The sequence below is a fragment of the Lentimicrobium saccharophilum genome (assembly GCF_001192835.1).
Classification (GTDB): domain Bacteria; phylum Bacteroidota; class Bacteroidia; order Bacteroidales; family Lentimicrobiaceae; genus Lentimicrobium; species Lentimicrobium saccharophilum.
Genome location: NZ_DF968182.1, coordinates 1,584,688 through 1,599,431, shown reverse-complemented (window position 1 = coordinate 1,599,431; position 14,744 = coordinate 1,584,688). Strand labels below are relative to the sequence as shown.

13 protein-coding genes are annotated in these 14,744 nt (G+C 46.9%); 4 read left to right on the top strand and 9 right to left on the bottom strand.

The features are described from left to right. Positions 1-8: 8 nt before the first annotated feature. The 5 genes from rimM to TBC1_RS06005 all read right to left on the bottom strand — a co-directional run bounded on the left by rimM (position 9) and on the right by TBC1_RS06005 (position 5,694). The gene (rimM, locus tag TBC1_RS06025) at positions 9-530 is read right to left on the bottom strand and encodes a ribosome maturation factor RimM (RefSeq protein ID WP_062039775.1); all 522 of its coding nucleotides are present in this window, start codon (positions 528-530) and stop codon (positions 9-11) included. A 20-nt stretch (positions 531-550) separates the two neighbouring features. Continuing rightward, on the bottom strand, positions 551-1,129 hold the full coding sequence (locus TBC1_RS06020) for a 30S ribosomal protein S16 (protein ID WP_062039773.1): 579 nt from the start codon (positions 1,127-1,129) through the stop codon (positions 551-553). Between the two features lie 459 nt (positions 1,130-1,588). Continuing rightward, positions 1,589-2,719 (bottom strand): transposase, encoded by a 1,131-nt coding sequence (locus TBC1_RS06015; RefSeq protein WP_137305471.1) that lies wholly within the window; start codon positions 2,717-2,719, stop codon positions 1,589-1,591. A gap of 242 nt (positions 2,720-2,961) precedes the next feature. Next, the gene (locus TBC1_RS06010) at positions 2,962-3,363 is read right to left on the bottom strand and encodes a helix-turn-helix domain-containing protein (protein WP_062039770.1); all 402 of its coding nucleotides are present in this window, start codon (positions 3,361-3,363) and stop codon (positions 2,962-2,964) included. A gap of 372 nt (positions 3,364-3,735) precedes the next feature. Beyond that, complete coding sequence (locus TBC1_RS06005; protein ID WP_062039768.1) at positions 3,736-5,694, bottom strand: biosynthetic peptidoglycan transglycosylase; 1,959 nt, start codon at positions 5,692-5,694, stop codon at positions 3,736-3,738. 249 nt (positions 5,695-5,943) lie between these two features. Here TBC1_RS06005 and dnaE point away from each other — a divergent pair, with 249 nt between their 5' ends. The 3 genes from dnaE (at position 5,944) to TBC1_RS05990 (ending at position 11,004) form a co-directional block, all read left to right on the top strand. Next, positions 5,944-9,531: a DNA polymerase III subunit alpha gene (dnaE, locus tag TBC1_RS06000; protein WP_062039766.1), complete on the top strand. Its 3,588-nt coding sequence runs from the start codon at positions 5,944-5,946 to the stop codon at positions 9,529-9,531. A gap of 141 nt (positions 9,532-9,672) precedes the next feature. Continuing rightward, positions 9,673-9,990, top strand: coding sequence for a thioredoxin (gene trxA, locus TBC1_RS05995; protein WP_062039765.1), 318 nt, complete (start codon positions 9,673-9,675; stop codon positions 9,988-9,990). Between the two features lie 78 nt (positions 9,991-10,068). Then, positions 10,069-11,004: a DUF58 domain-containing protein gene (locus TBC1_RS05990; RefSeq protein WP_062039763.1), complete on the top strand. Its 936-nt coding sequence runs from the start codon at positions 10,069-10,071 to the stop codon at positions 11,002-11,004. A gap of 40 nt (positions 11,005-11,044) precedes the next feature. On the opposite strand, the gene TBC1_RS05985 is transcribed toward TBC1_RS05990, so the two are convergent. After that, positions 11,045-11,854 carry a purine-nucleoside phosphorylase gene (locus TBC1_RS05985; RefSeq protein ID WP_062039761.1) on the bottom strand — a complete coding sequence of 270 codons (810 nt, stop codon included), beginning with the start codon at positions 11,852-11,854 and terminating at the stop codon, positions 11,045-11,047. A 76-nt stretch (positions 11,855-11,930) separates the two neighbouring features. Between TBC1_RS05985 and TBC1_RS05980 the strand changes: the two genes are divergently transcribed. After that, complete coding sequence (locus tag TBC1_RS05980) at positions 11,931-12,215, top strand: YbeD family protein (RefSeq protein WP_201781635.1); 285 nt, start codon at positions 11,931-11,933, stop codon at positions 12,213-12,215. 53 nt (positions 12,216-12,268) lie between these two features. Here TBC1_RS05980 and rny read toward each other — a convergent pair whose 3' ends face one another. From rny to TBC1_RS05965, 3 genes are all read right to left on the bottom strand, one after another. Continuing rightward, positions 12,269-13,810 carry a ribonuclease Y gene (gene rny / locus TBC1_RS05975; RefSeq protein ID WP_062039759.1) on the bottom strand — a complete coding sequence of 514 codons (1,542 nt, stop codon included), beginning with the start codon at positions 13,808-13,810 and terminating at the stop codon, positions 12,269-12,271. 297 nt (positions 13,811-14,107) lie between these two features. Further along, entirely contained in the window at positions 14,108-14,389 is a 282-nt protein-coding gene (locus TBC1_RS05970; protein ID WP_062039757.1) for a cell division protein ZapA, read from the bottom strand. A gap of 16 nt (positions 14,390-14,405) precedes the next feature. Beyond that, a complete protein-coding gene (locus TBC1_RS05965; RefSeq protein WP_062039755.1) occupies positions 14,406-14,693 on the bottom strand; it encodes a hypothetical protein in 288 nt (95 codons plus the stop codon). Between the last annotated feature and the right edge of the window lie 51 nt (positions 14,694-14,744).

Here is a 14,744-nt window from a genome sequence, read left to right as displayed (position 1 = left end):
GTCCGGATTTATTCCAGGTACATCTCTATCAGTCCTTCCGGGGCACGGATGCTGAGGGTTCGGTTTTCACGGTCGACGCCGGTAATGATGTCGTCGCTGACGGGGACGAGGATTTCTTTCTCGCCACGCATGATGCGCAGTATGGCCTGGTGGGGGTATTCCAGCACTTCTTCCACAATTCCGGTATCGCCGAATGCTTCATCAACGACACGCCACCCTTTGATTTCATGGTAATAAAACCGGTTACCCGTGAGGGGAGGCAGCATTTCCACAGGCAGATATAATTCGCAGCCGGTGAGCAGGGAAGCCTGTTCGGGCGAGTCGATATCCATAAAGGTGAATACCGCGTTGTTGTTGTGCCGGAGCTGAATATCGGTAATAAAAAATGGAATCAGTTGTTCATTCATACGAACGAAAACTGATTCCAGATTTATGTAGTCTTCCGGGTTGTCAGCATCAAGATTGACCAGAAGGGCTCCTTTGGAAGCAAAAAGTTTGAGGATTCTGCCCAGATAGAAATACCCTTCCATAGTCCCGGAAATGGCCGGAATTACTCGGCGGCGGTTTCTTCGGCAGCTTCTGCTGCAGGTTCTTCGGCGGCTTCTTCGGCGGCTTCTTCGGCGGCTTCGGCAGCGGCTTCTTCGGTTTCGCCGGCAGCGGCCTGAGCTTCCTGCATGCGTTTTTTGGCGATGGCTTCAGCGCGGGCTTCGTTAACCTTGGCTTCGGCTTCCAGACGCTTCTTGGCAGCTTCCTTCTCGCTCAGTTCAATGGCTTTCACAGCACTGCTGGTCTTGTTTTCCTTGGATTCTTTCCATTCGTTGAAACGAACTTCAGCAACTTCCTTGGTAAATGCGCCTTTTGCAACGCCTTTCATCAGGTGGTTGTAGAGCAGGACGCCCTTTTCGCTCAGGATAGCCTTCACGGTTGGGGTGGGGTCAGCTCCTTTAACAAACCAGTCGTAAGCTTTTTCGAAATTGAGATCAATCTCGGCAGGTTTCGCAACTGGGTTATACGTGCCAATCTTTTCGATGAATCTTCCATCCCGGGGTGCACGACCGTCCGCAATTACAATGTGATAAAAAGGCCTGCCCTTTTTACCATGACGTTGTAATCTCATTTTTGTTGGCATAAATCTTAAATTAAGTAGTTAAAACTGTGATTTTTGAAACAGGGGTGCAAAATAACGGATAATTTCTGACATATCAAAGAGTTGGAAGGGATTTCTTTTGATTTTCTATGATGAGGCTAAGGCTGAGGTTGAAGCTGCCAGTAAGAAGTATGTAGTAAGCAGTAAGCAGAAGGAAGTGGGTATTTAAAAAATCATTGTTGTCCGGAAAAACCGGATAATGAACTTGGAGATTACTTCCGGTGAGCTCCCTTTGGTCGGTTCTTCGCTCCACGATGTTACGCTCAGAAAGACAATGTTTTAGAATTCAAAGGAGGGGGCTTGGTGGCGGCGAAGCCGCCACCAAGCCCCCTCCTTAAAAAACACATGCAAATTGCAGTCTTTCTGAGCGTTAGCGAAGAACCGATCCCGATCCCGATAGCTATCAAAGATTTTCTGGCGAGTATTCATTTTAGTAAAAGGCTATTTGAACCTAAAATCCAGCTTAAAGTCATAAAGCCATGGGATTTTAGGATTGATGCCTTCACTTATAAGCTTTTCCGGTAGTCCTTGGTAGTTTTGTTGTAAATTTAACTCATTTGGGGCATTATAGCATGTTACAATTATGGTGTCTTCTTTTACTCTTATATCTCCGTCAATTTTTGAGAATACTGCATCAGCCAGGTGAGTTGACTTCCATTTTTTATAGGGTTGGGGCAATTTTTTTCGAAACTCATGTGTTGCCGCTTGAGCCAACAAGGCCAAGGACATTTTCCCATACCTGATATTGAGGTTAAACGTTGAAGCCCTGTCGAAGCCCATTGCCCCATCAAAATTGAAAAACTCTTCTATTGACCATCTTTCAGGGTATACTTCAGTAAGCAGTTCTTCAACCGGTTTATCAGATAAAGTCAAGAATGATTTGAATGAAAAATCTTTGTGGGTTTCACCTTCACGCTGACAAATAAGCCTGTATTTTTCCTTTGACCCATTAAAATTGAACGTTGTTTCTGCAATGGCATATCCTGCCCATTTTCTTTGGTATTCCAGAGATCTTTCTATTTTCTTAATTCTCTCGGTAGATATTGCAGGTACGAGTAATTGAAAACTGCTATTTTGGTCAATGCTTTGGATTAGATGATCGGTAAAGTGTTCTTTATCAGCTAAAACCAATGCGTTTTTATTTACCTTTTCTACTAGTTTCATCAATGCTATTGCTGCCTTTGATGTATTTACACCGGGAGAGCCTATGCCACACCCTATGGGTTGGCCGGTTTGTGTATCCAGTGCAAAAAATGTTTGTAACATTTTTTTGGATGGCTCATCGGGCTGTTTTTTCTTTTTTGGCATTATTCTTTGAGTTGTTGATGGAATACGATGAGGGTCTATGGCTATCTGATTGCTGAGGTAATGACCGTTATTGGAACGAATCAAGGCCAATGCTTCCTGTAACTCAATGCAATCCTGAACAGTGTGCTTATTAAGGAGTTTATGAACTTGTTCATCGGTAGCCAGGAATCCAAGTCCATTAAGCAGTTCAAAACCCTGATGCGATATATAGTTATTTCTTCTTATTCGGTTATTGCATAATGCAGCTTCGTTAACAATCTGCATAGCTATTCTGGATTCAATAGCCTTGTCTGTATTTCTGGTATAACCTTGTATCAAATCCCAACTTCCAAGTCGAAGGTGCTCGGCAACCAGAAACCACAATCCGACAAGTGTACCACTTACCTTTTTTGAAAGGCTTTCCCTGAAAAATCTCTCTGTTCCGGCATTGTTTATTTTGATGGATGATGTTTCCCTCTTAGAGACCCGGATATTGATTTCTTCCCTTTGCTTCTCATTTTTAGGGTTCAGAACATGCGTTTTTTTTGGAGCCCAAACTCCGTAATTGTCCTCTCAACACTGCGTTTGCTTACTTTGTATCCAAGTTGATTCAGCTTCTGGGAGATTACAACAGCATCGGCAAATGGATCTAAAAACCGAAGCCTGATTATCTGGTTTAAAACTTCCTTTGTTCTGACAGGCTGCTTTTCCGAGCCTGTTTTCTTGTCAACCAATGCTAATGAGCCATTTTCGTGATATTTCTTCAATAACTGATAGTAACGTTGTTCGGTATATCCGTACTTTTTTATTGCTGCCTTTACCCCAATGGTGCAATGACCTTCGATCAGCATAGCTAGTTTCTTTCCAAGACTATCGTTTTGGTCAATAAAAAAATCGCTGCCCTTTAGGCCCTTGATTGAGATTTTCATCGCTTCAATTTTTGGTTTGATTAAACAAAACTAAAATTATATATGGCGGTAAATATACACAATATTTTCATTAGAACAACCTATAACAAGAATACATTTATGCATAATTACTATTAAATAGAGGATAAACTAATTAGCGCAGTTCATTGGATGACATTAATCACCGCCATATTTAATTATAGTTATAATAAATCATTCCAAGACCCAAATTCACAATAGAAAGATCTAAACTGCCTATAATAAATAGCTATTCAAATGTATTTGGGAAAAATCTTATCCTGTTACATACAAAGAACTAAATCAAATATTGTAAATAAGATCACTGATAGCTATCGGGACCGCAATCCACTATCCGAAATCCGAAATCCGAAATTAAAACTCCTCCGGCTCCTCTATTTCTCCTGCCGGAATCGTATCCGTCATCACCACCAACTCACGGGCGGGACCTTTCAGCTCGACAGCCGGAGCCAGGCGGTCATAATCTTCCTGTGTGATCCATTCCTTTCTAAGCATTTTGGATGACACAAGTTCATAATAGGCTTTCAGGTGCTCCCGTAAATCTCCCTTGCTGTCGAATGAATACCTGAATGCTTTCGGGCGGGGCACGATGCTTGCCAGGTAAATGGATTCTGCCAGCGTCAGTTTTGAAACATCTTTGGCGAAGTAAAAACGGGCCGCTTCATTTACGCCGTAAACCATAGGCCCGGTTTCTATTATGTTGAGATAGACCTCAAGCATCCGCTCCTTACCTGTCAGCCGCTGCGATTCGATCAGCCAGGTGATCAGCATTTCCTCAAGTTTCCGTGTGATTGTTTTGTTGCGGTTCAGAAACACATTTTTTACCAGTTGCATGCTGATGGTGCTTCCGCCACGGGCAAAGCGTTTTTCCCTGATGTTGGTGATGATGCTTTCGCGGATGGCATCGGGGATAAATCCGTTGTGGTGAAAAAATGCACCGTCTTCCGATGTCATGATCGCATATTTCAGGTAATCCGGGATCTGATCAAGGCGGCGGAAGTCTGGATTTTCAGGTCCGACCATGAAGGTCCGCACGGGCACGCCCTTTTCGTAAGCCGTGTAAGGAAAGTCGCCGTTGATTCTTCTGAAATCGGTGACTCCGAAAGACTGGATTGAAAATCCCTTTTGCTTCAATGCGGCGTTAAATGTCAGTGAATCAGGTAAATCCGGATTGAGGTCAAAATGAAGGCTGAAACCCAGCCGGCCCTTTACCCTGATGCCTGCCAGGTTTGTGAAAAGTCCGTCAGGCAAGGCGTTGAAAAAGACGGCTGCATCAAAATCAGGTTCATTGATCCGTATTTGTATCCTTTTTTCGGGCGATTGATCATAACGTGCAAACAACCTGAAATCCTGTCCGTTGAAGCTGATACGGGTGGCGCTGTCAATTTCGACCCAGGTTTTGCCGGTCTTAATGCTGAATTCCGCGCTGCCTGATGAAAGTATCACGTCAAAAGGGGAGATGCGCGCATGATTGATGCGCTGATTTGAAGTCCGCATATTTCCGGTTAATCTTGAACAACTGTCGGACTCTTTTTTATATTTCAGATCAAGCTTCAGGGTGTCGAAGGCAAGAAGCAATCCCCTGCGGTGCTGCAGATACGGGATTTTCACCGGCGACAGTCCGGTGGTTGTGAGGCTGAATCCTGCCGAGCCTGCAGAGGGCTGAATCAAACCGCCCAGGTTCCATTGATTTACTGTACTGTCCTCAGCCACATAAATCCTGGTGCTGAATGCCCGGTCGTCAATCAACAGGTCATCCATCCTGAATGCAAGGTGGTGGCGGTTGATCAGGGCGCTTGCCTGAAGGCCCGTGATGCGGATATTTGCTGGAATGTAGTTGAATATCAGACTGAATATGCGATCGGTAAATGCTTTGTAATTGCGTCGCTGAGCGTCGGGTGCGGTGCTGCTGACAGAATCGGAACCATGGTTCAGCAGGAAAAGGTAATTGCTTTCACTCCCTTCGCGCCAAAGGGTAAGTTTTGGTTTGTTGATCTCCGCAAACCCGAATTTAAGCCGGAATGTCAGCAATGCCAAAGGACTGATATTCACTCTTATGCGCTGCATTGTCATCAGGGTGTCGCCTTCAGGAGGAAGCAGACAAAGCTGATGGATGTTGATGGTGCTGATCCCGGTAAAACCGGCTTTCTGAAAGCTGATATCCATACCGGTCCTGGTTTCAAGCTTTTCAATCCGGTCGCTCAGCATCCGGTTGAGCAGTACATTTCTGAAAGCAAAACCGGCAAGCAGGATCAATGCCGGTAAAAATACCGCGACCAGGGCTATCCTTTGTAATTTCCGGTTTTGAAACATCTGATGCTGCGGTTTAGAGAGTGCAAAGATAAGTCATAATGTAGCGTTCTCCCGTTTAAAGGCACCCTGATTGAGAATGATAAAATTTATCAACAATACAAACCCCCTCGGCTGATTTGACTAATTTTACCCACCACAGTTACCGTTGATTCTGTTAATCGGGTAGCTGTTTTTGGTTCCTTAATCAGAATCCGAATCAGAACTAACCTTTTATATTACAGGTATTTATTACCTGCCGGATGATTTTCTATGAATAAATTCACTCATCTCCACGTTCATTCAAAGTATTCCATTCTCGACGGGGCTGCCGAAATCAGCCAGATGTACGAAAAGGCCGTAAAAGACAATATGCCGGCTGTTGCGCTTACCGATCATGGTAACATGTTCGGGGTTTTCAAATTTGTGGCAGAGGCTGAAAAGTACAATAAGAAGGGGGAGCCCCCGGTAATCAAGCCCATCGTGGGGTGCGAATTCTATCTTGTTGAAGACCGGCATCGCAAGCAGTTTACAAGAGACCTGAAAGATATGCGCTTTCATCAATTGCTTCTTGCCAAAAATCAGGAGGGCTATAACAACCTGGTGAAGTTATGTTCACTGGGCTATATGGAGGGCTTTTACAGCAAGTATCCGCGCATCGATAAAGAATTGCTGCTTCGTCATCACAAGGGACTGATCGCCACCACTTGCTGCCTGGCTGCCGAAGTACCAAGGGCTATCCTGAATAAGGGCGAGGAGGAAGGTGAAAAGCTGTTTAAATGGTGGCTGGATATTTTCGGGGAGGATTATTATGTTGAACTTCAGCGTCACCAGATCCCCGAGCAAAACAAAGTGAATGAAGTTTTGGTGAAGTTCGCCCGCAAATACAATGTAAAAATCATTGCCACCAACGATTCTCATTATGTTGAGCAGGACTTTTACGAAGCCCATGACATCCTCCTATGCGTAAATACAGGCGAAAAGAAAAGCACTCCCACCAACAAGGATTACAACGATGAAGATTCGTCGGTAAAGGGCAGGCGTTTTGCGTTTTACAATGATCAGTTTTATTTCAAGACCACGCAGGAAATGTCGGAATTGTTCTCCGACCTGCCGGAGGCCATTGACAATACCAATGATATTGTGGGTAAGGTGGAGCTGCTGAACCTGAAGAAAGACATTATGCTCCCGCATTTTGCCCTGCCAAAAGGTTATACCGATCAGTTTGAATATCTGCACCATCTGACGTATGCAGGTGCCCGTCAGAAGTATGCCGAGCTGACCCCTGAGATTACCGACCGTCTTGAATTTGAGCTGGGTGTAATCCGTCAGATGGGATTTACCGGGTATTTTCTGATTGTGTCTGATTTTATCAAGGCGGGCAGGGATCTCGGGGTGTTTATCGGCCCGGGCCGCGGTTCGGCAGCGGGTTCTGTTGTGGCGTATTGTATCGGTATTACCAGCATTGACCCGATCAAGTACAAGTTACTGTTCGAGCGTTTTCTGAATCCGGACCGCAAGAGCATGCCTGATATAGATACCGATTTCGATGATGAAGGCCGTCAGAAGGTGATTGATTATGTGGTTGACAAATATGGCCACAACCAGGTGGCGCAGATTGTCACCTTTGGTTCCATGGCGGCCAAGAGCTCCATCAAGGATGTGGCGCGGGTGCTTGATCTTCCGCTCAACGATTCGAATAACCTTGCCAAACTTGTCCCCGATAAGCCGGGCATTGAACTGAAAAGATTGATGCAGGCGCCACTCGAGGGGCCCGGAAGCCTGAAGGAAAAAGAAAGTCTGGTTGCGGAAGACCTGGAAGATGTAAAGAAACTCCGGGAGATTGCCAAAGGAAAAGACCTGCAGGCGGAGGTGCTCCGTGAAGCCGTGAAACTTGAGGGTTCCGTCCGCAGCACAGGCATTCATGCCGCAGGAATCATCATCGCCCCTTCGGACCTGACCGATATTATCCCGGTGCACACTTCAAAGGAAACCAATCTGCTGATTACCCAGTTCGAAGGAAAGGAAATCGAAAGCGCGGGGGTGATCAAGATGGACTTCCTTGGTCTGAAAACCCTCAGCATCATCAGGGATGCGCTGAGGCTGATAGAAGAGAATCATGGAAAAAAAATCAATATCGATGAGGTGCCGCTCGATGATAATAAAACCCTTGAACTTTACCAGAAGGGCGAAACCAACGGCACTTTCCAGTTTGAGTCGGCCGGGATGCAGAAGCATCTCAGGGAATTGAAGCCCGATAAGTTCGAGGACCTGATTGCCATGAACGCCCTCTATCGTCCGGGGCCCATGGAATATATCCCCAATTTTATCAGCCGGAAATTCGGGCGCGAAAAAGTGGTTTACGACCTGCCCGAACTTGAGGAGTATCTTGAAGAAACCTATGGCATCACGGTGTATCAGGAGCAGGTGATGCTCCTCTCCCAGAAACTTGCCGGCTTTACCAAGGGAGATGCCGATACCCTCCGCAAGGCCATGGGAAAGAAGGATAAGAAAACCCTGGATGAGAAGAAGGGAAAGTATATTGAGGGTTGTAAAAAGAACAACCTGGATCTGAAAGCCTGCGAAAAGATCTGGACCGACTGGGAAGCGTTTGCCGCATACGCATTCAACAAGTCGCATTCCACTTGTTACGCTTTTGTGGCATTCCAGACTGCATTCCTCAAAGCGCACTATCCTGCAGAGTATATGGCGGCCGTGCTGACGCACAACCTGAGCGACATCAAAAAGATTACTTTCTTTATTGATGAAACCCGCCGGATGGGCATTCCGGTCCTTAGTCCCGATGTGAATGAGTCGGGATACCATTTTGCTGTGAACAGAAACGGGGAGATCCGTTTCGGGATGGGTGCTGTGAAAGGCGTAGGCGAAAACGCGGTGATGGCTATTATAGAAGAAAGAACGGCCAACGGTCCGTTTAAGGATATCATTGACCTGACGCGCCGGGTAAACCTGCGTACCATCAACCGCCGCAGCCTGGAGGCGCTGGCCAAAGCCGGAGCTTTCGATACGTTTGAAGGATCGCACCGGGCGCAGTATTTTTTCCAGGAAGCGCCTGACGGCCCGACTTTTCTTGATAAGGTGCTGCGGCATGCTTCTGATTACCAGGCACAAAAGCTTGGAATGCAGGTCAGCCTTTTTGGTGGCGAATCGGAGGTGGAAATGCCGGAAGTTGAAATGCCTGAATGTGAAGCCTGGAGCAACTTTGAACAACTCAGGCACGAAAAGGAGGTTACCGGTTTCTATATGTCCGGCCATCCGCTCGATGATTACAGGTTGGAAATCAAATCATTCTGTAAAAATCAGGTAAGCGATATCCGGGAGGAGAATATCCGGCGTTTTCTCGGAAAAACGGTGAGTGTTGCAGGTATCGTTTCTGCCGCCAATGAAAGGATGAGTAAAAACAACACCCTTTTCGGGAGTTTCACCATCGAAGACCACAACGACACCGTGCAACTCATGCTGTTCTCGGATGATTATCTGAAATTCAGGCATTTACTGGTTCCCGGGATGTCGCTGATGATCAGTGGCTCGGTGCAGAAGCGCTTTCGCGATTCGGATATGATAGAGCTGAAGGTTTCAAACATTCTGCTATTGGCTGAGGTTACCAACAAGCTTACCAGTTCGGTGACCATTCATCTGGAAGGGGCAGGAGTGGATCAATCTTTTGTGGAGAGACTGAAGGAAGCGGTAACATCCTCGCCGGGTCAGGCCTCGCTAGAATTTCAGGTTTCCGATGAAATGACCCGGAACCTGAAGATGATGTCGCGCTACCGGGTCAACCCCAGGGAACTGGCCGGGAAACTGAAACAATGGACAATGCTTGAAATAAGCCTTGCCTGATCAGCATTTGCGCTGGATCAACCGCGCGGTGACTGCTATAAAAATTTAAAGAAAATGACGACAGTTGTAAACTGTCGGGAGAAAAATGCGTTATCTTTGAACCCTTAGCTGAATTGTTTAACCTAAAAATCTTATTTCATCATGGCAATTGAATTAACCGATGCTAATTTTGAAGAACTTGTACTGAAGTCAGACAAACCGGCCATCGTCGATCTCTGGGCTGAGTGGTGCGGACCCTGTCGGATGGTTGGACCCCTCGTTGAAGAAATGAGCAAGGAATATGACGGCCGGGCAGTGATCGGTAAGCTGGATGTTGACAGCAATCCGGGAACCACCGCTAAATACGGTATCCGTAATATTCCCACCATCCTCTTTTTCAAAAACGGAGAAGTGGCCGACAAACAGGTAGGGGCAGTGCCCAAGTCGGTGTTGGTTGCCAAGCTCGAAAAGCTTCTGTAAACTGCTTTGACAGATCAGCCGGGATACATGGAACGCTCTTTGTGTCCCGGTTTTTATTTCAGATAACTTTGTTTGTCCATGCCCGTTACGATTGATCAGTCTGGTTTTGAAGACCTGAGTCCGCTTGAGCTGCTGGCGCGCCAGGTGGTGGAAGGGTTTATTACAGGCCTGCACAAGAGCCCGTTTCATGGTTTTTCGGTTGAATTTGCCGAACACCGGCTTTATAATCAGGGAGAATCGGTGAAGCACATCGATTGGAAATTATACGGCCGTACCGACCGTATGTATGTCAAAAAGTACGAGGAAGAAACCAACCTGCGCTGCCAGATCGTGATAGACGGTTCTTCATCCATGTACTATCCGCTTAAGGACAAACCTTCCCCTGAGGATCCGGATAAGATGACTTTTTCTGTCTATTCGGCGGCTGCCATTATGTATCTGCTCCGGCGTCAGCGTGATGCCTCGGGATTGAGTATTTTTAATGACGAAGTGGTGCTTCATACCGGTGCGCATTCGAGCCAGGTTCATCAAAAAAGGCTGTATAAAGAACTGGAACACCTGCTGGATGCCCCGGAGAATAAGTCGGGTAAATCAACTTCAGCCGCCAGCGCCCTGCACCAGATTGCCGAAAACATTCATAAGCGGTCGCTGGTGGTGATTTTCAGTGATATGCTCGACAGCGACGCTTCGCGCGATGAGTTGTTCCCGGCCCTTCAGCACCTCAGACACAACAAGCACGAGGTAATCCTGTTTCATGTGGCTGATAAGAAGCATGAGATTGACTTCGCCTTCGACAACAAACCGTATCGTTTCATCGATATGGAGACCGGCGAAGAGGTAAAAATCTGCCCCAACGAGGTCAGGGCCGGTTACCGTGAGCAGATGAATAACTTTAAATCAGAACTTTATCTTCGTTGTGCGCAGTACCACATTGACCTGGTGGAAGCCGATATCAACCTGGGTTACAAACAGGTGCTGCTGCCCTATCTGCTGAAACGCGTGAAAATGCACTGATTTCCGGCAAAGGCTTCGACCCTGCCACTGTTATCTCTTTTTATAAATTTCCAATCACATGCTTAAACAGGCGGGTCAATAACTTTTCAGCTTTGGCTGCGGTTGCTATGATGTCGCCGATGTCGGCAGGGGCCAGGTTGTCAGGATCGCATTCATCAGTAATCACACTTACGGCTGCGCAGGGCAGTTTCATGTGGTTGCAGGCGATCACCTCCGGTACGGTCGACATGCCCACCACATCGGCGCCTATGGTTCGAAGAAAGCGGTATTCGGCCCTGGTTTCGAGGTTAGGTCCGGCAACGGCAGCATAAACGCCGGTGTGCAACTCAATGCCTTCTTCTACAGCCGCTTTTGCAAACAAAGCATTGATTGCGGGATCGTAGGGCCGGCTCATATCGGGAAACCGGGTACCCAGTCCGTCGTGGTTGGGGCCGGTTAGCGGATTGGCCGGCAGCAGGTTGATATGATCGTCGATCAGCATCAGGCTCCCCTTTGTCATTTTCAGATTGATCCCGCCCGCCGCATTCGATAGCAGCACGGCCGACACCCCCAGCAGCTTCATGATCCTGACGGGCAATACGATCTGCTGCATGCTGTAACCTTCGTAGTAATGAAAACGTCCCTGCATCGCCAGGACTTTTTTCCCGCTCAGCAACCCGCAGATCAGGCGGCCATGGTGCGTTTCTACTGTAGAAACGGGGAAGCCGGGAATGTCTTCATAGTTAATAATGACTTCAGCCTCAATATGCCGGGCAAGATCACCCAGCCCGGTGCCGAGAATAATTCCGGTATCCGGGCTTTTGATCCCCCGTGATTTCAGATAGTTAAGGGCTTCGGTAAATTGTATCATGATTATGATTAATTTGGCTTGATTCTGTTGCCGAAAGTACGGCAAAATAGTGAACCGTTTTCTAAACCAATCCATTGTGCCCGGACATATTAACGAGGAATTTCTGAAACGGCTGGAAGACCAGCTATCCCGGCAGGGAAACTGGCCGGCGGTGTATATGTTTAAATTCATAATTACGGATTCAAACCGCGATTACGCATTGTTGCGCCGCCTGTTCGGCGATGAGGCGCGCATTTTTACCCGCCATTCCTCAGGTGGGAAGTATATCTCGGTAACAGTAAAGGAAATGATGCTCAGCCCCGCCGAAATCGTGGAAAGATACCGGAAGGCTTCGGTGATTGAGGGGATAATTGCCTTATAACAGAAAGGAGTGTTACCAACAGATAACACTCCTTCAGAAATAAGATTCAATAGTTATTTTGCAAAACTGATCGCTCTGGTCTCGCGGATTACGGTAATTTTAATCTGTCCGGGGTAGGTCATTTCGTCCTGGATTTTCTTAGAGAGGTCGTACGAAATTTTGTTTGCCTCGTCGTCGCTGACCTTGTCGGCACCCACAATTACCCTGAGTTCGCGGCCTGCCTGTATGGCGTATGTTTTTACCACGCCGGGGTAGGAGAGGGCCAGCTCTTCGAGGTGATTGAGCCTTTGAATATACGCTTCCACTACTTCGCGCCTTGCACCTGGGCGTGCGCCCGAAATGGCGTCGCAAACCTGCACGATGGGTGCAATCAGGCTTTCCATCTCCACTTCATCATGGTGGGCGCCGATGGCATTGCAGATGTCGGCGGGCTCCTTGTAGCGTTCGGCCAGCTTCATGCCAAGGATTGCATGCGGCAGTTCCGGTTCATTGTCGGGCACTTTTCCGATATCGTGAAGCAGTCCTGCACGTTTGGCCTTTTTAGGACTGAGACCAAGTTCAGCAGCCATGGTGGCGCAAAGGTTGGCGACCTCCTTGGAATGCTGCAGCAGGTTCTGCCCGTAAGAGGAACGGTATTTCATTTTACCGATCATACGGATGAGCTCGGGATGCAGGCCGTGGATGCCAAGGTCGATGGCGGTACGTTTGCCGGTTTCCACAATTTCCTGTTCGATTTGTTTGCGGGTTTTGGCAACCACTTCTTCGATGCGGGCCGGGTGTATGCGGCCGTCGGTCACCAGTTTGTGCAGTGACAGGCGGGCGATTTCTCGGCGTACGGGGTCGAACCCCGAAAGGATAATGGCGTCGGGGGAGTCGTCAATCACGATCTCAATTCCGGTAAGGGCTTCAAGGGTGCGGATGTTGCGCCCTTCGCGGCCGATGATGCGCCCCTTGATCTCTTCACTTTCGATGTTGAAGACCGAAACGCTGTTTTCAATGGCGTGCTCGGCAGCCGTACGCTGTATGGTTTCGATAACGATTTTCTTGGCTTCGGTATTGGCAGTAAGCTTTGCTTCCTCCACAATGTCCTTGATATGGACCATGGCTTCGGATTTGGCCTCGTCCTTGAGCGCCTCAATCATTTGTGCTTTTGCCTCTTCCGCCGACATGCCCGATATAGCTTCGAGCTGTTCAACCTGCTGTTTCACAGCTTTGTCAAGATCTGCCTGCTTCTTGTTCAGCAGCTCAAGCTGCGAAGTCAGGTTGTCTTTAATGGTGGTTACTTCTTTTTGTTTGCGTTGTAATTCTTCAAATTTTTGTGACAGGGTGGCTTCTTTTTGTTTCAGCCTGTTTTCATTCTTGAGTATTTCTTTGTTTTTTTCCTGGTAAGTGTTTTCGTAATCGGTTTTCATCTGGAGGAACTTCTCCTTGGCCTGAAGGATTTTATCCTTTTTGACCATTTCAGCCTTTTCTTCGGCGTCTTTCAGAAGGTGTTCGCTCTTTTTTTCGATGGCCTTCCGCAGTAGCGTGCTGGTTACCAGCCCGCCTGCTACAATTCCGGCAACAACGGCCAGAATAATCATCAGTGTATCCATTTTTTTACAAGAGTTAATTGTGGTTATGTAGAAACGGAGGAAGGGACGGACAATAAAAAACCCGCATTGACTCAATAGTTTTGGTAAACCCCAAAACTACATAAATGGAACTGCCAGGGACTTCAAACTTCCAATGCCCTCCGGAGAGGGACCTGGCCGAAACCAGGGTAAGGCCTGTTCTACATCCGTACTGAGCGTTGTCCCAAAGTTGAAAATGTTGAGTTTACAAACTTGGTAGAATCAATGCGGGATGTCATTAATTTTTTCAAAGAACTTGTTGCAGACTTTCAAATAAGGTCAATCATTTGTTAAAACCCTGTCAATTTCAGCAAGTTTGTCAAGCAGCTCATTGTCGCGATACCTTAACTGGTTCTCCAGTTCAACGGTACTGGTTGCATATTGAAGGGCAACCATCGCCAACAGATCCTGTTTGTCTTTATATTGAAAGTAACTTGCATATTTTTTCATTTGTTCATCGATCAACCTGGCTGCATTGCGGACCGCTTCCTCTTCTTCCCTCTGTATCGTCAGTTTATAGGGCCGGTCAGCAATTACTACAGTTATCGATAGTTCATCCATCAGGTAGTTTAACAGTTTATTTATTTAAAAGTCCGATGCAATGGTCAATTTCCCGCACAAGCTCATTAATCTTTAGTTTGACATTTGTCCGGCTCTCTTCTCTGTTCAGTGATTTCGCCAGTTTTAATGCAGTTAGTTTTTCGTGTATTTCATTGATCTCCTTTTGGAGGTCTTCAATCCTCTTGTTCAGCGAGTTCACCTCATTATTTAAACGCTGGTTCTCGCCTTTTAGTATGCCGTTTTTTTCAATAAGCTTACGCACTTTGTAGTCAATTCCTGCAACAAGCGTAACGGCACTTTTCATGAAATCCTCTTTAAGAGCGGCAAAGTTAGTTTAAAGTTTGACATCCGCAAG